Source organism: Paraclostridium sp. AKS73, from assembly GCF_025671395.1.
Lineage (GTDB): Bacteria > Bacillota > Clostridia > Peptostreptococcales > Peptostreptococcaceae > Paraclostridium > Paraclostridium benzoelyticum.
The window spans coordinates 1-17652 of record NZ_JAIXHU010000039.1 but is presented as its reverse complement, the minus strand read 5'-3'; the positions used below and the strand labels follow the sequence as shown (position 1 = coordinate 17652).

Here is a 17652-nt window from a genome sequence, read left to right as displayed (position 1 = left end):
TGGAAATCATGAAAGACCTTGGACATGGAGCAAACGTAGAAGATATGTGTAGAGCTTATAAAAAAAATCCAAAAGATATTATAGATTTTAGTTCTAATATAAATCCATATTTAATACCAAATTTAGATGAATATATATTAGAAGGGCTAAGAGTATGCAATAAATATCCTGATATAAGCTATAAAAGACTAAGAGAAAATATAGCTAGATATTTAAATGTAGATAGCTGTAATATAATACCAGGAAATGGGGCTACTGAAATAATATATCTTTTAATGAAAAGTATAGGTAAAAGGATAGCTATTTTGAACCCAACTTTCTCAGAATATGAAAGAAGCGCAAATTTAAGTGGGCTAGAAGTTTTAAATTTATATCTAAATAAAGATAACAATTTTGAACTTGATTTAAATTATATAAGGGAAAACATAGATAAATTTGATAGTTTATTTATATGTAATCCATCAAATCCTATTGGAAAAACATATGATTTAAGTTCACTAGTAGAACTTTTAAAAAAGTACAATAAATTGCTTATAATAGATGAAACTTTTATGGAATTTGCAGAAAATGAAGAAAATTATAGTCTCATAAAACATATTAAAGAAAATGAAAATATTTTTATAATAAAGGCTATAACTAAGTTTTTGGAATTCCGGGGATAAGGCTAGGGTATGGAGTATGTAGTAATCAAAACATTTTAGATAAGATGTATGAAATTAAAGAACCATGGACTATAAATTCTTTTGCAGATATTATTTCAAATTATATATTTAAAGATGAAGAATATATCAAAAATAGCAAAGAATTTTTTATAAAAGAAAGAGCATATATTTTAAAGGAATTACGAGATATAAAAGCAATTAAGGTTTATGATACAAATACAAATTTTATCTTAATAAAATTGCTAAATACAAAAGCAAGTAAATTAAAAGAAAAATTATTTCTAGAAGGGAACATACTTATTAGAGATGCATCTAATTTTAGAAATTTAGATGAAAGTTATATTAGGATAGCGATAAAAAGTCATTCAGAAAATAAAAAATATTAAACCAATTAAATAAAATTCTAGGAGAATAGGATGAAATCATATGGAATATGCCCAGCATCTTGTGGAGAGTTTGTGCAAGGTATGATAAAAGAAAAAGAATACTTATCATCTTATGCAATTAATCGATTTTCTAAAGTAACATTAGAAGAAAAAATTAGTGATGTAAATAGAGGACCATTAAAAGCAAGAAAAGCTATGGAAGAGGTATTTAGATATTTTAATTTGCCTAAGAATGACTTAAAAAATATATCTATAGATATAAAAGTGAGATACCTATAAGCAAAGGGATGGCAAGTTCTACTGCCGATATAGGAGCTACTATAAGAGCAACGCTAAACCTTATAGGAAGAGATTTAAGTGAGTATGATATATCAAAGCTTGCAACCAAAATTGAACCTACAGATTCTATATATCTAAAAGAAAACACTATATTTAATCCTTTAGATGCAAGTGTTGTAAAAAAATTAGGATGCTTTAATACTGGAAAAGTATTGATATTAGAGCCTAATGATAAATTAAGTACTAAACATATAAGAAAAAAGGAAAATTACACAAAACTTAAAAGGCAAAATAAGTACATAATTGAATATGCATTTAAACTATTGGAACAAGGAATAAAGAATAATGATTTAAATTTAATAGGACAAGCGTGCAATATAAGTAGTGTTGCAAATGAAAATATTCATAAGAAAAAATACTTAAGTGAAATAATGGATATTTCAAAAGAGTATGGGGCTTGTGGCGTTAATATAGCGCACAGTGGAACAGTTATAGGTATATTGCTTGAATGTGATATGGATGAAAGTAAAATAGTAGAAAAAATAGTAGAAAAGAAAATAGATAAAAAATACAAAATATACACAGCAGATATAATAGCTGGGGGACTTAGGAGTGAATAACTATGGAATACATTAAAAATCCTATGATGATAGAAACTAAGAGTTTTGAAATAATTCAAGGCATAATTGATGAGATAAGACCTGAATATAAATTCAAAAATGAGTTAGAAGAAAAAATAATAAAAAGAGCTATACATACAACTGCTGACTTTGAGTATTTAGATATATTAAAAATATCTGAAGGTGTAGTAGAAAATATTATAAGTGCTTTGAAAGAAAATGCAACTATATACACTGATACTAACATGGCTTTAAGTGGCATAAATAAAAAAAGATTAGATGCATTAGGTTGTAAGTACAAATGTTTTGTAAGTGATGAAAAAGTAGCGGATTTTGCAAAACAAAAAGGTATAACAAGATCTATGGCAGCAGTGGAAGTTGCAGCAAAAGAAGAAGGTAAAAAAATATTTGTACTTGGAAATGCACCAACTGCTTTATATAAAGTTATAGAAATGCATAATTCAAAAGAATTGAATGTTGAAGCTGTAGTGGGAGTACCTGTAGGATTTGTAGGAGCGGCTGAATCTAAAGATGAGTTAGAAAAAACAGATATTCCTTACATAATATCAAAAGGTAGAAAAGGTGGAAGCAACTTAGCAGCAGCAATAATAAATGCAATACTATACTCTATGTAAGGTGATATTATGGAAGAATATGTTTATATAGATGGCAAAAAATACAAACGAGGATATACTACTGGATCATGTGCAACAGGTGCAGCTAAAGCGGCAACATATATGATTTTAACTAAGGAAACATTAGAAACTGTAAATATAGATACCCCCAAGGGAATTCCATTAAATTTAAAAGTAGAGAATGTAGATATAAACAATGTTTTTGCACAATGTTCGATTCAAAAAGATGGAGGCGACGATATAGATGCAACTCATAAAATGCATATATATGCTAAAGCTGAACTTATTGATTGCAATGAAATAATAATAGATGGTGGAATTGGGATTGGAAGGGTAACTAAAAAAGGCTTAGGAATAGAAATTGGAAAAGCTGCAATAAATAAAACTCCTATATCCATGATACAAAGTGAAGTTAGAAAAGTAATAGGAGATACAAAGGGAGTTAAAATAACTATATTTGCCCCAGAGGGAGAAACTATTGCAAAAAAAACTTTTAATCCAAGACTTGGAATTGTAGGAGGTATATCTATAATAGGAACAACGGGTATAGTTGAGCCAATGAGTGATGAAGGATGGAAGAAATCTTTATCAATAGAACTAGAGATGAAAAAAGCTCAGGGAATGGATAAAGTTATTTTGGTACCAGGTAACCATGGAGAAATGTTTATAAAAGAAAGCTTAGGGATTGATTCAAAGTATATAGTTAGGACCAGTAATTTTATTGGATATATGTTGAAAGAAGCTCAACGTGTTGGATTTAAAAAAATTCTAATGGCTGGACATTTAGGCAAATATGTAAAGATAGCTGGCGGAATATTTAATACACATAGTAAAGTTGCAGATGCTAGAAATGAAATTTTAATAGCAAATTTAGCTTTAATGAATGCGCCTTTTGAATTGATAAATAAAGTAAATGAATGTTTAACAACAGAAGAATTTATAGAGATATTAGAAGATGATAAGTATAAAAAATATAAAGAAATTTATAATATACTTTCTGAAAAATGTAAAAAAAGAATTGATATATATATGAATGATGATGAAATTGAAATTGAGGTAATGATTTTTCTATGGAGAAAAAACTGTTAGGAAAGTCGAAAAAAGCTGGCGATTTAAAGGAGGTATTTTATGATTAATATTATAGGTCTAGGGCCTGGTAACATAGGATACTGCACTAAATTAGGAGAAAAGTTAATATATAACTCAGAGATATTGATAGGTGGAAAAAGAAATTTAGATAGTGTAAACGATTTTGAAGGAACTAAGATTGAACTAGGAAGTAACTTGAAAGAAATCGTAGATTATCTAAAAGTAAATAAGGATAAAAACATATCTATTATAGCATCAGGAGATCCATCTATATATGGTATAGGAAAGTACTTATCTAAAAATATAGATAATAAAAATTTAAATATTGTGTCGGGTATAAGTTCTATGCAATATATATTTTCAAGGATACATACTGACATGAATGATTTATATATAACTAGTAGTCATGGAAAAATTCCTAACTTTGACTATATATTACAACATGAAAAAGTATGTATGGTAACTGATAATAAAATAGGCCCAAATGAAATCGCTAAAGAAATACTACAAAGGAATTTAAAAAAAATTATGGTTGTAGGTGAAAATTTATCATATGAAAATGAAAGAATTACTACAGCACCTCCAGAGGAAATTTTAAAGATAGAAAAATTTGATATGAATGTAGTGGTGATACTCGATGAAAAATAGTGAATTTATAACAGGAAATGTCCCAATAACAAAGGAAGAAGTAAGAGCAATATCTATAAATAAGCTTGATTTGAAAAATAAGCATACATTTTTAGATATTGGCGCAGGAACAGGGAGTGTAAGTGTAGAGGTAGCTTACAACTACCCAAATATTGATGTAATATCCATAGAATGCAAAGATAAAGCGATTGAATTAATAAATCAAAATATAGAGAAATTTAATTTAACTAATGTAGAAGTTATAAAAGGATATGCACCTATAGATATAGGTAAAAAAGTAGATTCAATATTTATTGGAGGCAGCGGACCTAACTTAAATGAAATTTTAAACTGGGCTAAAGAAAATCTAAATGAAAAAGGAACTTTAGTAGCTAACTTCATAATAATTGATACTTTTTATAAAACTTTAAATATGTTAAAAGAATTAGGTTTTGAAGATATAGAAGCTACTATGCTAAATGTAGCAAAATTAGAACCGTTAGGAAAAGGTGAGTATTTCAAACCTTTAAATCCAATATATATAATATCTTGTAAAAAGGGAGAGTAAGATTATGAATAAAGTACATTTTGTAGGAGCAGGACCAGGAGATAAAGATTTAATAACATTAAAAGGATACAAGTTATTAAGTGAAGCTGATGTAGTTATATATGCAGGATCATTAGTAAATCCAGCTTTACTAGAATATTGTAAAGAAGGTTGTGAAATTCATAATAGTGCATCAATGGATTTAAATCAAATAATAAATGTTATGAAAGATGGAATACAAAGTAACAAAAAGGTAGTAAGACTTCAAACTGGAGATTTTTCAATATATGGTTCTATAAGAGAGCAAGTTGAAGAATTAGCAAACTTAGAAATAGAGTATGATTGTACACCTGGAGTTAGTTCTTTCTTAGGAGCGGCATCTGCACTAGGAGTAGAATATACTGTTCCAGAAATATCACAAAGTGTAGTTATTACAAGAATGGAAGGAAGAACTCCGGTTCCAGAAAAAGAGAGTATAGAGTCTTTTGCTAAGCACCAAACATCGATGGCTATATTTTTATCAGTTCATGATATAGAAAAAGTAGTAGATAGATTACATGAAGGAGGTTATCCAATGGATACACCTATAGCTGTTGTTTACAAAGCTACTTGGCCAGAAGAAAAAATTGTAAAAGGAACTTTAGAAACTATAGCACAAAAAGTTAAAGAAAATGAAATAAGTAAAACAGCATTAATATTAGTAGGTAGATTCTTGGGTGAAGAATATAAAAACTCTAAGTTATATGACAAGGATTTCAAACATGAATATAGAAAGTAAAATTGCTTTTATATGTGTTACAAAAAATGCTATGAATTTAGCTATTAATATAAGAAATATTATGAAAGATGGAGATATATATGTAACAGAAAAGCTTTTATATAATTTAGATAAAAATATACAATCATTAAATGTTATAGAAGGTAAGCTATCTCATTTTATGCCAAAACTTTTTAGAAATTATGAAGTTTTAATATTTATAATGGCTACAGGTATAGTAGTAAGGTCTATAGCAAATGAAATAAAAAGTAAATTTGATGACCCAGCGATACTAGTAATAGATGAGAAAGGTAAAAATGTAATAAGTTTACTTAGTGGTCATATGGGTGGAGCAAATGAAATGACAAATTATATAAGTAGTCTTATAGGAGCAAATCCAGTTATAACTACAGCAACCGATATAAATGGAAAAACTTCATTAGATATGATAGCTAAAAAATTAAATGCACATATAGATAATTTTAGAGAAAATGTAAAAGAAGTTAATTCATTATTGGTAAATGATGGGAGTGTTGGCGTGTTTATAGATGGAGATTATAACGTTGATACTAGAGGATTAATAACCATTAAAAATATTAATGGATTCCATAGGCTTGATAAATTAGATAAAATTATTTATATAACTAATAAAAGTGCAACGGAAATTGAAGATGAACGAATTATAAAGGTTGTTCCTAGAGATATTGTAATAGGAATGGGATGTAGAAGAGATACACCTTATGATGATATAAATATTGCATTAGAAGATTTATTAAATAAATTTAATTTAGATAAAAAATCTTTAGCAAAAATCGGAAGCGTAGAAGTTAAAAAGGATGAAAAAGGAATTATTGAATTAGCTAAACAATTAAATATACCTTTTGAAATTATTACTCTAGAAGAAATTAAAAAGATTGAACATAAATTTCAAAAATCAGATTTTGTAAAAAAGAGCATAGGTGTTTACTGTGTAGCGGAACCAGTAGCCTATATATTAAGCAATAAAAACCTTATAGTTGAAAAACATAAATATAAGGGAATAACTTTTTCGATAGGGAGATTGAGCGTATGATTTATGTAATAGGTATAGGACCTGGAAGTAAAGATATGATGACTGTTGAAGCTATAGAAGCTATGAAAAACAGTGATGTTATAGTTGGATACAAGACGTATATAAATTTAGTTACTGAATTTATTAAAGATAAAGAAGTAGTCCAAAATGGAATGAGACAGGAAATAGATAGATGTAAACAAGCAGTAGAAATTGCTAAACAAGGAAAAAATGTTGCTGTGATAAGTAGTGGAGATGCAGGAATATATGGTATGGCAGGGTTAATATTGGAATTAACAACACAAGAAGATATAAAAGTAAAGGTTGTTCCAGGAGTGACTGCTAGTATAGGTGCAGCAGCAATATTAGGAGCACCGATAATGCATGATTTTTGCCATATAAGTTTAAGTGACTTATTAACTCCTTGGGAAGTTATAGAAAAGCGATTAAGATTAGCTGCAGAAGCTGATTTTGTAATTTGTTTATACAACCCAAGAAGTAAAGGAAGAAGTGAACATCTAAATAAAGCATTTAAAATAATGAGTGAATTTAAAGATGGAAAAACTCCAGTTGGAATTGTAAAAGATGTAGGAAGAGAAAAAGAAGAAAAATTTGTATGTACATTCGAAACTATGGACTTTGAAAGAGTTGATATGACTACTATGGTTATTATAGGAAACAAATCTACGTTTATACATGGAGACTTAATGATAACACCTAGAGGTTACAATATATGATTTTAGTTTTAGGAGGAACATCTGATAGCATAAAAATTTGTAATCTACTAAATAGTCTAGAAAAAGATTATATAGTTTCTGTAACTACTAATTATGGAGCTGACTTAGCTAGTAAATGTGCTGAAAATATAGTAATTAAAAGAATGAATAGAGACTATATGACTAAGTTTATGAAAGATAACAATATAAGTTTAGTAATAGATTCAACGCATCCATATGCAATAGAAGTATCAAAAAATGCTATAGAAGTTTCGGATTTCTTAGGAATAAAATATTTAAGATATGAAAGAAAGTCTCTTCTAGATGAGTTTGATTATGAAAAAGTTATAAAAGTAAAAAATGTTGAAGAGGCTTATCAAAAAGCAAATGAATTAGGCAGAAATATATTTTTAGGAACGGGAAGTAAGACTATAGGTGAATTCACAAAAACCTTAAAGATAAAAACATAATAGCAAGAGTTTTACCAACAAGTGATGTTATTAAGATGTGTGAAGAGGTAGGGCTAAATGCGGACAACATAATAGCTATGAAGGGACCTTTTAGTGAAGCTATAAACGAACAAATGTATAAACATTACGATGTAGACCTAGTTATAACTAAGGAAAGTGGTATAGAAGGTGGATTTTTAGAAAAAGTAAGTGCTGCTAAGAATTTAAATATACCAGTAGTAGTTATAGTGAGAGAAAAGATAGATTATAAGACAGTAGTAAATGAAATAGAAAATATAACAAATTTCATAGTGGAGGATTAAAAGTGAAAAAAGCAATTTTAGTTGTTAGTTTTGGGACAAGTTACAAAGAGACAAGAGAAAAAACTATAGAGGCATGTGAAAGTAAAATTAAGGAAGCTTTTAAAGAATATGACTTTTTTAGAGCGTTCACATCAAATATGATAATAAGAAAATTAAAAAGTAGAGATAACATACATATAGAAAATCCAATAGAAGCATTGGATAGATTATATGATGAGGGATATGAAGAAGTAATAGTTCAAACTTTACACATAATTTGTGGAGAGGAATATACAAAGTTAAAAAATCAAATAAGTGAGTACGATGACAAATTTGAAAAAATAACACTAGGAAGACCTCTTTTAAGTCAAATTGATGACTATAAAGAAACAGTAGAAGCTTTAAAGCTACAAATACCAGAATTAGAAGAAGATGAAGCTATTGTACTTATGGGCCATGGAACTGAACACCAAGCTCATAGTGCTTATCCAGCATTAGATTATATGTTAAAACAAGAAAATATTAAAGCATATGTTGGAACTGTTGAAGGTTATCCTGAAATAGATGAAGTTATAGTTAATCTTAAAAAAGATAAAGTTTCAAAAGTAAGGCTAATGCCTTTTATGTTGGTTGCAGGAGATCATGCAATAAATGATATGGCCGGAAAAGATGATGATTCTTGGAATTCAATATTAATAAAAAATGGATTTAAAACAGAAATACATTTAAAGGGATTAGGAGAAAATGAAGCAATTCAAAATAAATTTGTAAAACACGCATTAGATTGTGTTGAGGCTTTAAATGGGGGAGGAAATTAATTATGGCTAAGTTTTATGGAATAGGAACAGGACCTGGAGATAGTGAATTAGTTACAGTAAAAGCAGTAAATACAATGAAAAAATTAGATATATTATATACGCCAGAGTCAAAGAGAGAAGGAAATAGTTTAGCCTTAAGTATAGTAGAACAATATTTACCAGAACAGCTTAAAATCAAGCAAAGGCACTTCCCTATGAACTTTAATGATGGTGAAAAAATAATGGCTTGGAATAGGGTGGCAGATGAAATTGTAGAAGATGTTAAAAATGGAAAAAATGTTGGATTTGTAACTTTAGGTGACCCTATGATATACAGCACATATGTATACATTATGGAAAGACTTATAGACAAAATTGATGTTGAAACTATACCTGGTATTTCATCATTTTCAAACATTGCATCAAATCAAAATTTCCCGTTAGTAATGGATAAAGAGCCATTAATAATAGTGCCATGCACTATAGATGAAGAAAAGATAGATTACGCTTTAGAAAACTACAGTTCAATAGTTTTAATGAAAGTGTATAAAAACTTTAAACATATAGTTGATAAATTAGAAAAGAACAATTTATTAGAATATTCTATATTAGTTAGTAACTCATCTCAAGAAAATGAAGTGGTGTATAATGATTTAAAAGAAATTGATTTAGAAAATAAAATATCTTATTTTTCCACGATTTTAGTAAACAAGGAGAATACTAAGGTAGGATAAATCTGGAGGATTTTATGGATTTTGCAGTAGTGGGAGTTAATCACAATAACACTCCTATAAATATAAGAGAAACTGTATCTTTTACAGATACACAAAAAATTGAAGGTATAAATTTTTTACTAGATAATGGAATAGAAGAAGCTGTTATATTATCTACATGCAATAGAAGTGAAGTATATATATACTCAAAAATATTTTAGATAAGGTAGAAGTTGTAAAAAACTTCTACCAAGACTATTTCGATGTAGAAAATATAGAAGAATTCTTATTTAATAAAACTGGAGAAGAAGCAATTAAACATGTATTTAATGTTTCAGCAGGTCTAGATTCATTAGTTTTAGGTGAAGATCAAATTTTGGGACAAGTTAAAGATGCACATGATTTTGCAAGACAATTAGGTTCAAGTAAGAAAGTATTTAATAAATTATTTAGAGAAGCTATAACAGTTTCAAAAGATATAAAAACTACAACAAAGATTTCTCATCAACCATTATCTATAAGTTACATTGGAATTAAATGTTTGAAAGAAAAGATGGGATCTTTAGAAAATAAAAATGCTTTAGTAATTGGACTTGGGAAAATGAGCAAGTTAGCGATGAAACACTTAGAAGAAGAGCAATTAAACAATATATACGTCACTAATAGAAGTTATGAAAAATTAAAAAACATACAAGATGAATATAAAAATTTAATTCCTATTAAGTATGAGGATAGATATGAAGTCATGGATAAGGTTGATATAGTTATAAGTGCTACGGCATCTCCTCATACAGTATTAAAGAAGGCTGAGATGCCAAAAACTTCAAACAAGCTAATAATGATGGATATTGCATTACCAAGAGATATAGATAAAAACTTAAATGAACTTGAAAATATTGAAGTTTATGATATTGACGATTTAAAAAAAATAAGTCAAGCAAATGACAAGAAAAGAAGAGAATTAGCATGTATTGGAGAATTAATCATTGATGAAAAGATAGAAGAATTTAATGAATGGTTGGATACTATAAAAATAGATCCAACAATACAATCTTTAAATGATAAATGTTCAGATATTAGAGAGGATACATTAGATTATATCTATAGAAAACTTGATTTAAATTGCAGAGAGAAAAAATAATAGATAAAATGCTAACTTCTGCACTTAAAAGACTTGTAAGAGAACCAATAATAAATTTAAAACAAATTAAAGATAGTGGAAAGCAAGAGGAATATATAAAAATAGTAGAAGAGCTGTTTGACTTATAATAAATATGGGCAAAGGAGATTAGGTATGAAAGTTATAGTAGGAAGCAGAGGTAGCAACTTAGCTCTTACTCAAACTAATTGGGTTATAAATGAATTGAAAAAATTTCATCCGAATATAGAGTTTGAAGTTAAGATAATAAAAACTAAGGGAGACTTAATTCAAAATGTATCTCTAGATAAAATAGGAGATAAGGGCTTATTTGTTAAAGAAATAGAACAACAGTTATTAGATAAGTCAATCGATATAGCTGTGCACAGTATGAAAGATATGCCTTCAAGCTTACCGGAAGGATTAAAATTTGCAGGAGTACCTAAGAGAGAAGATATAAGGGATGTCCTAATTTTAAAAAAAGGATACAAATCTTTAGATGATTTGCCTAAAGGAGCTAAAATAGGTAGTGGAAGTAAGAGAAGAAAATATCAGCTTTTAAATCATAGACCAGACTTAGAAATAGTTCCTATAAGAGGAAATATAGAGACAAGGATGAGAAAGATTGAAGATGAAAATCTTTTTGGTGTAATACTTGCAGCAGCAGGACTTATAAGAGCAGGTCTAGAAGAAAAAATTACTTGTTACTTAGATGAAGATATAGTTATACCAGCTCCAGCTCAAGGAGCATTAGGAATAGAAATAAGAAAAGGAGACTCAAGCATAGAAGATATATTAAGTTGTATAGCAGATAAGACTTCTGAGATACAAGTTGAAGCAGAAAGAGGATTCTTAGATGGAATAAATGGAAGCTGTCATATTCCAGTTGGAGCGCACTGTAAAGTAGATGGTGATGACATAGTATTAACTGGATTATATGGAGATGAAGAAGGTAATAAAATTATAACGAAAACTATAAATGGTAAAGTGTCTAAAGCTAGAGAAGTAGGAATTGAGCTAGCCAAATTAATTTCGAAGGAGTTTAAGTCTTATGAAAGGTAAAGTATACTTAGTTGGAGCAGGACCTGGAGATTATAAACTTATGACATTAAAAGGAATGGAATGTATAAAAAAAGCTGATGTAATAGTTTATGATAGGTTGGCAAATGAAAAATATTTAAAAGAAGCAAATGAAAATTGCGAATTTATATATGTAGGAAAAGCATCTAGCAATCATGCTTTACCGCAAGATAAAATCAATGAAGTTATAACAAATAAAGCTAAAGAAGGTAAAACTGTAACTAGACTAAAAGGTGGAGACCCATATGTATTTGGTAGAGGTGGAGAAGAAGCTGAATTCCTTTTAGATAATGGAATAGAATTTGAAGTAGTTCCAGGAATAACATCTGCAATAGGAGGTCTTTGTTACGCAGGAATACCTATAACTCATAGAGATTACGCATCATCCTTTCATGTTATAACAGGGCATTTAAAAGATGATGAAAATGATGAACTTAATTGGAATGCATTAGCCAACAATGAAGGTACATTAGTATTTTTAATGGGAATTGCCAATTTAAAAAAGATAAGTAATAAATTAATCAAGGAAGGAAAATCAAAAGATACTCCTGTAGCACTTATAAGTTGGGCTACTAGATATAATCAAAGCGTAGTTACTGGAAGCCTAGAAGATATATATGATGTAGCTATGAAAGAAGGAGTTAAACCTCCAACTCTTATTGTTGTAGGTGATGTGGTAAGTTTAAGAGAAAAACTAAACTTCTTTGAGAAAAAACCTCTATTTGGAAAAAATATTTTAGTAACGAGAGCTAGAACTCAAAGCAGTAGTTTAGTTGCTAAGATAATGGATTTAGGAGGTAATCCAATTGAAATACCGACAATAAGAATAGAAAAAGTAGATGACAACAAAGATTTAGAAAATGAAATAAACAATATTTCTAATTATAATTACTTAATTTTAACAAGTCAAAATGGAGTTAATATATTCTTTGATAAACTAGCTCAAATGAATTTAGATTTAAGAAAGTTAGCTAATATAAAAATATGTGCTATTGGACCGTCTACAGCTAAAGAACTAAAAAATAGAGGGATAATAGCAGATATAGTGCCTGAAAAATTCGTAGCAGAAGCTATGTATGAGGAATTAAAAAATAAACTAAACAGTAATGATAGCATTTTAATACCAAGAGGTGCGAACTCAAGAGACTTTTTAGTAGATAAATTAAGTGAAATATGTACAGTGAAAGAAGTACATACTTATAAAACTGAAATAGAAGATAAGTATAAAGAAGAAATAATAGCTTTGTTAAATGAAAATAATATAGATTATATTACATTTACAAGTTCGTCTACAGTTTCTAATTTTATTGATATAATAGGAGTAGACAATATAGATAAACTAAAAAATACTAAGGTAATATCTATAGGACCTATAACTAGCAATACAGCTAAAGAGTTAGGACTAAAGGTTTATAAAGAGCCGACTAACTATACTATAAATGATTTAATAAATTGTATTATAGAAGATAAATAATTAATTAGGGGGAATTTACAATGTTAAGAAGACCAAGAAGATTAAGAAACAGTGCTGCAATAAGAGATTTAGTGAGAGAAACAGTATTAAATGTAAATGATTTAATATATCCTTTATTTGTAGTAGAAGGAGAAAATATAAAAGAAGAAATACCATCTCTACCAGAAGTATATCATTTTTCTTTAGATAAATTAGAAGAAGAAATAAAAGAGATAAAAGACTTAGGAATTCAACATGTTATATTATTCGGTATACCAGATGAAAAAGATCCTTTTGGAAAAGAAGCATACAATGATAATGGAATAGTTCAAAAGGCTATAAGAAAAATAAAAGAAATAGATCCTGATATGTGTGTAACTACAGATGTTTGTATGTGCCAATACACTAGTCATGGTCACTGCGGTATATTAACTGAAAAAGGATATGTAGACAATGATCAAACTTTAGAATATTTAACTAAAATAGCTGTAAGTCATGCAAAAGCTGGAGCTGACATGGTAGCTCCATCTGATATGATGGATGGAAGAATCCAAGCTATGAGAGAGGGATTAGATGCACAAGGGTTCGAGACTGTAGCAATAATGTCATATAGTGTTAAGTATGCGTCTAGTTTCTATGGACCATTTAGAGATGCAGCAGGATCAGCTCCATCATTTGGAGATAGAAAAACTTATCAAATGGATCCAGCTAATTCAAATGAAGCGTTAATAGAAGCTGAACTTGATGTATTAGAAGGAGCAGATATGTTAATGGTTAAGCCAGCATTATCATACTTAGATGTAATAAGAAGAGTTAAAGATAACTTTGATTTACCATTAGTAGCATACAATGTAAGTGGAGAATATTCTATGTTGAAACTTGCAGTTAAAGAAGGTTTATTAAATGAGTCAGCTATATATGAAGCTGTTATGTCTATAAAAAGAGCTGGAGCAGATATAATAATTACTTACTTTGCAAAAGATATAGCTAAATTAATTAGGGGGTAACACCAATGAGAAAAAATGAAAAGTCACTAAAAATATATGAAGAAGCAACTAAGTACATCCCAGGTGGCGTAAACAGCCCAGTTAGAGCATTTAAATCAGTAGGATTAGACCCTGTTTTTATAGATAGAGCAGAAGGATGTAAAATATATGATGTAGATGGAAATGAATATATAGATTACATATGTTCATGGGGACCACTTATGTTAGGTCATAGCCCAAAAGAAATAGTAGATGGAATTGAAGAAATTGTAAAAAAAGGTACAAGTTATGGGGTTCCAACAGCTATAGAAGTTGATATGGCTAAGCTTATAGTTGAAGCTTATCCTGCAATAGATCAAGTTCGTATGGTAAACTCTGGAACAGAAGCTACTATGAGTGCGTTAAGAGTAGCAAGAGCTTATACTAACAGAAATAAAATATTAAAGTTTGAAGGATGTTATCATGGACATTCAGATGCACTTTTGGTTAAATCTGGATCAGGAACTATAACATATGGAGTACCAACAAGTCCTGGAGTACCAGAGGATGTTGTAAAAGATACTTTAGTAACTAGATATAATGATATAGAAGCTACTAAAGCTATGTTTGAAGAGCATGGTAATGAGATAGCTGCTGTTATACTAGAGACTGTAGCAGGAAATATGGGAGTTGTTCCAGGTAAAAAAGAATTTATACAATTTTTAAGAGATATAACTAAAGAATACGGAACGGTTTTAATTTTTGATGAAGTTATAACTGGATTTAGATTAGCTTACAACAGTTCAGTTGGATATTATGGAATAGAACCTGATATGGCATGCTTTGGGAAAATAATAGGAGCTGGACTTCCTGTAGGGGCTTATGGTGGTAAAAAAGAAATTATGGATATGGTTTCTCCTGTAGGGCCTGTATATCAAGCTGGTACTTTATCAGGTAATCCATTAGCTATGTACATGGGTAAAAAGAACTTAGAGATATTAAGAGATAGACCAGAAGTTTATAGTGAATTAGAAAGAAAAGCTATAAAACTAGAAGAAGGTCTAAGATCAAATGTTGAAAAACTTGGATTAAACTACACTGTAAATAGAGCTGGGTCTTTAGTTTGTTTATTCTTTGCAGAAGGACCAATAAACAACTATGATGATGTTACTAAGTGTAATGTACCTATGTTTAATAAATACTTCGAGGAGCTATTAAATAGAGGGATTTTACTTGCTCCTACTCAATTTGAAGCAATGTTCTTATCTAATGCTCATACAGATGAGATAATAGATGAAACTATAAAAGCTAGTTATGAAGCTTTAAAGGCTGCTCATAACTTATAATCAAAAGTGTTGAATAGAAATTTTCTATTCAACACTTTTTTAAATTTAAGTAAATTCAAAACTTAATAGCACTATTGTTTATACACATAGCTAAGTTTATAGTTTTTTTCTATAAGTCTAATTAATAAAAGTAGGAGTAAAGATGTATATCCTTTACATGGGATATTTTAAAATAGTATAATTTACAAATAAAGTTAGTATACTAACTATTTTCAAGGGCTTATAACATAAGGGGGATTTAACATGAAAAAAGACGTAAGAGGAATATTAAATTCATTTAAAGAAGGATTAGGGGCTATAAGTGAAACAAACCAAGAAAATGTAGAAGCATTTATGGGACTTTTAAACTCTGGTTATAAAGAAGGAGCTTTAACTACTAAAACAAAAGAGCTTATAAGTGTAGCGATAGGTATATATAATCGTTGCGAGTATTGTATAGTTTGTCATACATATGCAGCATTAGAGCTTGGAGCTACAAGAGAGGAAATAATGGAAGCAGCTATGGTTGCAGTTGGGTTTGGAGGAGGACCTTCTATGGCGTATAGTGCTACTTTATTAAAAGATTGTATAGATGAGTTTGAAAAAGATTTTATTTAATATAAATATATTAATATAATAAATAGTTATTAGTTAGGAGTATTTCTATAATAAAAATAGAGGTACTCTTTTTGATTATAGAAATAAACATATTAAAGTTATTTATTTTTATAGTCAAAAAGGAGAAGTATTTATGAAATTAAAGAATGATTTAGTAGAACAGTATTTGAATAAGTGGCAAGATATTCTTAGAATTAGAGATTGGGATATTAAAATTGAGTTAGTTGATAAAGAATGGAGAAAAAGTGGAGATATAAAGATAGATAGAGATGTAAAACAAGCTGTTTTGATGATAAATAATCACAATAGAAAACATACTAATTTAGAAGCTTTGGTAATTCACGAGCTTATACATCTTAAATTATGGGGTATGGATCAAATGATAGAATCGCTAATTTATAGTGTTTTTGGAAAGGATGAAAGTGATCCTAAGTTTGACTTTGCATACACTCAATTTATGCAAGAACTAGAGAGTACAGTTGAAGATTTAACTAAAGCATATGTATATACAGGGGCAGAAGATAAAGAAATATCGTTTGGAAGAGTTCAAAAAGAGGTAGAAAAAGAAGTAGGTAGTATATAATATAAAATAGACATTAAAAGTATAGAAAGGAATTATAAGATGAACTACCCTATTATGGTGAACTTAGATTATAAAGAGATAACAATTATAGGAGGTGGGAAAATAGCTTATAGGAAAGCAAAGAACTTTATTGATTTTGGATATAAGGTTAAGGTTATATCTTTAGACTTTAATAAAAAATTTAAAGATATAGAAAGTAAAATTGAATTAATCAGAGATGAATATAAAGAAGAATATATAGAAAATAGCTTTATTGTTGTTGCAGCTACTAATAATAGAGATATAAATAAGGCTATAGGTATGTATTGCGCTGAGAAAAATAAACTTGTAAATGTAGTAGATAATCCAACATTATCTAGCTATATAGTTCCATCTACTGTTAAAAGAGGAGATCTTATTATAGGAGTATCTACTTCAGGAAAAAGTCCATCATTAGCATCTAAGATAAAAAAAGATTTAGAAATAGTTTATGATGATAGTTATGAAGAATATATACAATTACTAGGGGAATTAAGATGTAAAATTCTAAAAAAATATGATGATCCAGTTAAAAAAAGCAATTACTAAATGAAATTATAAATTTAAACATTGAAGAACTAAAAAAATATATAGTTTAAAAATGTTGAAATTTGAGGAAGAAGAGGTAATTACTGCAATAAAATAAAATAAAAAGAAAGTTAAAAAAGTTTTAAAAGTATTGACGTTATTTCAATGATGGTAAAGTATTACTTGTCCTTAAGAAACGGACGAAACACAAAAACAAAAATGAACTTTGAAAATTAAACAGTAGGTTAATTATATAAATTCTTTTTTAAAGAATTAAACACAAACAACCAAGCCAGATATTCAGATAATGATTA

19 protein-coding genes and 3 pseudogenes are annotated in these 17652 nt (G+C 28.6%); all 22 read left to right on the top strand.

The genetic code is table 11. From position 1 onward, the window contains the following. Nucleotides 1-8: 8 nt before the first annotated feature. The 22 genes and pseudogenes from LEQ07_RS22000 to LEQ07_RS16250 all read left to right on the top strand — a co-directional run bounded on the left by LEQ07_RS22000 (nucleotide 9) and on the right by LEQ07_RS16250 (nucleotide 17359). Nucleotides 9-1048, top strand: a pseudogene (locus tag LEQ07_RS22000) (pyridoxal phosphate-dependent aminotransferase). 30 nt (nucleotides 1049-1078) lie between these two features. Next, nucleotides 1079-1327 carry a hypothetical protein gene (locus LEQ07_RS16355; RefSeq protein WP_263331495.1) on the top strand — a complete coding sequence of 83 codons (249 nt, stop codon included), beginning with the start codon at nucleotides 1079-1081 and terminating at the stop codon, nucleotides 1325-1327. An 8-nt stretch (nucleotides 1328-1335) separates the two neighbouring features. Next, on the top strand, nucleotides 1336-1947 hold the full coding sequence (locus tag LEQ07_RS16350) for a hypothetical protein (RefSeq protein ID WP_263331494.1): 612 nt from the start codon (nucleotides 1336-1338) through the stop codon (nucleotides 1945-1947). A 2-nt stretch (nucleotides 1948-1949) separates the two neighbouring features. Continuing rightward, nucleotides 1950-2582 (top strand): cobalt-precorrin-8 methylmutase, encoded by a 633-nt coding sequence (locus tag LEQ07_RS16345; protein ID WP_263331493.1) that lies wholly within the window; start codon nucleotides 1950-1952, stop codon nucleotides 2580-2582. A 9-nt stretch (nucleotides 2583-2591) separates the two neighbouring features. Next, nucleotides 2592-3671 carry a cobalt-precorrin-5B (C(1))-methyltransferase CbiD gene (cbiD, locus tag LEQ07_RS16340; protein ID WP_263331492.1) on the top strand — a complete coding sequence of 360 codons (1080 nt, stop codon included), beginning with the start codon at nucleotides 2592-2594 and terminating at the stop codon, nucleotides 3669-3671. 39 nt (nucleotides 3672-3710) lie between these two features. Beyond that, nucleotides 3711-4319, top strand: coding sequence for a cobalt-precorrin-7 (C(5))-methyltransferase (locus LEQ07_RS16335; RefSeq protein ID WP_150845205.1), 609 nt, complete (start codon nucleotides 3711-3713; stop codon nucleotides 4317-4319). Continuing rightward, a complete protein-coding gene (locus tag LEQ07_RS16330; protein WP_021428156.1) occupies nucleotides 4309-4866 on the top strand; it encodes a decarboxylating cobalt-precorrin-6B (C(15))-methyltransferase in 558 nt (185 codons plus the stop codon). The genes LEQ07_RS16335 and LEQ07_RS16330 overlap by 11 nt, the downstream gene beginning before the upstream one ends. 4 nt (nucleotides 4867-4870) lie before the next feature. Then, the gene (locus LEQ07_RS16325; protein ID WP_046823141.1) at nucleotides 4871-5623 is read left to right on the top strand and encodes a cobalt-precorrin-4 methyltransferase; all 753 of its coding nucleotides are present in this window, start codon (nucleotides 4871-4873) and stop codon (nucleotides 5621-5623) included. After that, nucleotides 5589-6674 carry a cobalt-precorrin 5A hydrolase gene (cbiG, locus tag LEQ07_RS16320; RefSeq protein WP_263331489.1) on the top strand — a complete coding sequence of 362 codons (1086 nt, stop codon included), beginning with the start codon at nucleotides 5589-5591 and terminating at the stop codon, nucleotides 6672-6674. Before LEQ07_RS16325 ends, cbiG begins: the two co-directional genes overlap by 35 nt. Beyond that, nucleotides 6671-7390 carry a precorrin-3B C(17)-methyltransferase gene (gene cobJ, locus LEQ07_RS16315; protein WP_263331488.1) on the top strand — a complete coding sequence of 240 codons (720 nt, stop codon included), beginning with the start codon at nucleotides 6671-6673 and terminating at the stop codon, nucleotides 7388-7390. Before cbiG ends, cobJ begins: the two co-directional genes overlap by 4 nt. Further along, nucleotides 7387-8141: pseudogene (locus LEQ07_RS23205) on the top strand (cobalt-precorrin-6A reductase). Before cobJ ends, LEQ07_RS23205 begins: the two are co-directional and overlap by 4 nt. A gap of 2 nt (nucleotides 8142-8143) precedes the next feature. Next, the gene (locus tag LEQ07_RS16300; protein WP_263331484.1) at nucleotides 8144-8938 is read left to right on the top strand and encodes a sirohydrochlorin cobaltochelatase; all 795 of its coding nucleotides are present in this window, start codon (nucleotides 8144-8146) and stop codon (nucleotides 8936-8938) included. Between the two features lie 2 nt (nucleotides 8939-8940). Continuing rightward, nucleotides 8941-9651 carry a cobalt-factor II C(20)-methyltransferase gene (locus LEQ07_RS16295; protein ID WP_021428161.1) on the top strand — a complete coding sequence of 237 codons (711 nt, stop codon included), beginning with the start codon at nucleotides 8941-8943 and terminating at the stop codon, nucleotides 9649-9651. A gap of 14 nt (nucleotides 9652-9665) precedes the next feature. Beyond that, complete coding sequence (locus LEQ07_RS16290) at nucleotides 9666-9851, top strand: hypothetical protein (RefSeq protein ID WP_263331483.1); 186 nt, start codon at nucleotides 9666-9668, stop codon at nucleotides 9849-9851. After that, nucleotides 9827-10899 (top strand): annotated as a pseudogene (gene hemA, locus LEQ07_RS16285) (glutamyl-tRNA reductase). Before LEQ07_RS16290 ends, hemA begins: the two are co-directional and overlap by 25 nt. Before the next feature lie 25 nt (nucleotides 10900-10924). Then, on the top strand, nucleotides 10925-11830 hold the full coding sequence (gene hemC, locus LEQ07_RS16280; protein ID WP_046823147.1) for a hydroxymethylbilane synthase: 906 nt from the start codon (nucleotides 10925-10927) through the stop codon (nucleotides 11828-11830). Continuing rightward, entirely contained in the window at nucleotides 11820-13322 is a 1503-nt protein-coding gene (gene cobA, locus LEQ07_RS16275) for a uroporphyrinogen-III C-methyltransferase (protein WP_263331480.1), read from the top strand. Before hemC ends, cobA begins: the two co-directional genes overlap by 11 nt. 20 nt (nucleotides 13323-13342) lie before the next feature. Then, nucleotides 13343-14308, top strand: a complete 966-nt coding sequence (gene hemB / locus LEQ07_RS16270) for a porphobilinogen synthase (protein WP_035119013.1) — start codon at nucleotides 13343-13345, stop codon at nucleotides 14306-14308. 5 nt (nucleotides 14309-14313) lie between these two features. After that, a complete protein-coding gene (gene hemL, locus LEQ07_RS16265) occupies nucleotides 14314-15612 on the top strand; it encodes a glutamate-1-semialdehyde 2,1-aminomutase (RefSeq protein WP_021428147.1) in 1299 nt (432 codons plus the stop codon). 243 nt (nucleotides 15613-15855) lie between these two features. Beyond that, complete coding sequence (locus tag LEQ07_RS16260; RefSeq protein ID WP_021428159.1) at nucleotides 15856-16209, top strand: carboxymuconolactone decarboxylase family protein; 354 nt, start codon at nucleotides 15856-15858, stop codon at nucleotides 16207-16209. Nucleotides 16210-16342: 133 nt separating this feature from the next. Then, on the top strand, nucleotides 16343-16792 hold the full coding sequence (locus tag LEQ07_RS16255; protein WP_263331475.1) for a hypothetical protein: 450 nt from the start codon (nucleotides 16343-16345) through the stop codon (nucleotides 16790-16792). 39 nt (nucleotides 16793-16831) lie between these two features. Next, entirely contained in the window at nucleotides 16832-17359 is a 528-nt protein-coding gene (locus LEQ07_RS16250) for a precorrin-2 dehydrogenase/sirohydrochlorin ferrochelatase family protein (protein ID WP_263331472.1), read from the top strand. The last annotated feature ends 293 nt before the right edge of the window (nucleotides 17360-17652 follow it).

Coding starts and splice junctions, on each gene's coding strand:
- LEQ07_RS16355 (WP_263331495.1), top strand. CDS start 1,079: ATGAAATCATATGGAATATGCCCAGCATCTTGTGGAGAGTTTGTGCAA.
- LEQ07_RS16350 (WP_263331494.1), top strand. CDS start 1,336: ATGGCAAGTTCTACTGCCGATATAGGAGCTACTATAAGAGCAACGCTA.
- LEQ07_RS16345 (WP_263331493.1), top strand. CDS start 1,950: ATGGAATACATTAAAAATCCTATGATGATAGAAACTAAGAGTTTTGAA.
- cbiD (WP_263331492.1), top strand. CDS start 2,592: ATGGAAGAATATGTTTATATAGATGGCAAAAAATACAAACGAGGATAT.
- LEQ07_RS16335 (WP_150845205.1), top strand. CDS start 3,711: ATGATTAATATTATAGGTCTAGGGCCTGGTAACATAGGATACTGCACT.
- LEQ07_RS16330 (WP_021428156.1), top strand. CDS start 4,309: ATGAAAAATAGTGAATTTATAACAGGAAATGTCCCAATAACAAAGGAA.
- LEQ07_RS16325 (WP_046823141.1), top strand. CDS start 4,871: ATGAATAAAGTACATTTTGTAGGAGCAGGACCAGGAGATAAAGATTTA.
- cbiG (WP_263331489.1), top strand. CDS start 5,589: ATGACAAGGATTTCAAACATGAATATAGAAAGTAAAATTGCTTTTATA.
- cobJ (WP_263331488.1), top strand. CDS start 6,671: ATGATTTATGTAATAGGTATAGGACCTGGAAGTAAAGATATGATGACT.
- LEQ07_RS16295 (WP_021428161.1), top strand. CDS start 8,941: ATGGCTAAGTTTTATGGAATAGGAACAGGACCTGGAGATAGTGAATTA.
- LEQ07_RS16290 (WP_263331483.1), top strand. CDS start 9,666: ATGGATTTTGCAGTAGTGGGAGTTAATCACAATAACACTCCTATAAAT.
- hemC (WP_046823147.1), top strand. CDS start 10,925: ATGAAAGTTATAGTAGGAAGCAGAGGTAGCAACTTAGCTCTTACTCAA.
- cobA (WP_263331480.1), top strand. CDS start 11,820: ATGAAAGGTAAAGTATACTTAGTTGGAGCAGGACCTGGAGATTATAAA.
- hemB (WP_035119013.1), top strand. CDS start 13,343: ATGTTAAGAAGACCAAGAAGATTAAGAAACAGTGCTGCAATAAGAGAT.
- hemL (WP_021428147.1), top strand. CDS start 14,314: ATGAGAAAAAATGAAAAGTCACTAAAAATATATGAAGAAGCAACTAAG.
- LEQ07_RS16260 (WP_021428159.1), top strand. CDS start 15,856: ATGAAAAAAGACGTAAGAGGAATATTAAATTCATTTAAAGAAGGATTA.
- LEQ07_RS16255 (WP_263331475.1), top strand. CDS start 16,343: ATGAAATTAAAGAATGATTTAGTAGAACAGTATTTGAATAAGTGGCAA.
- LEQ07_RS16250 (WP_263331472.1), top strand. CDS start 16,832: ATGAACTACCCTATTATGGTGAACTTAGATTATAAAGAGATAACAATT.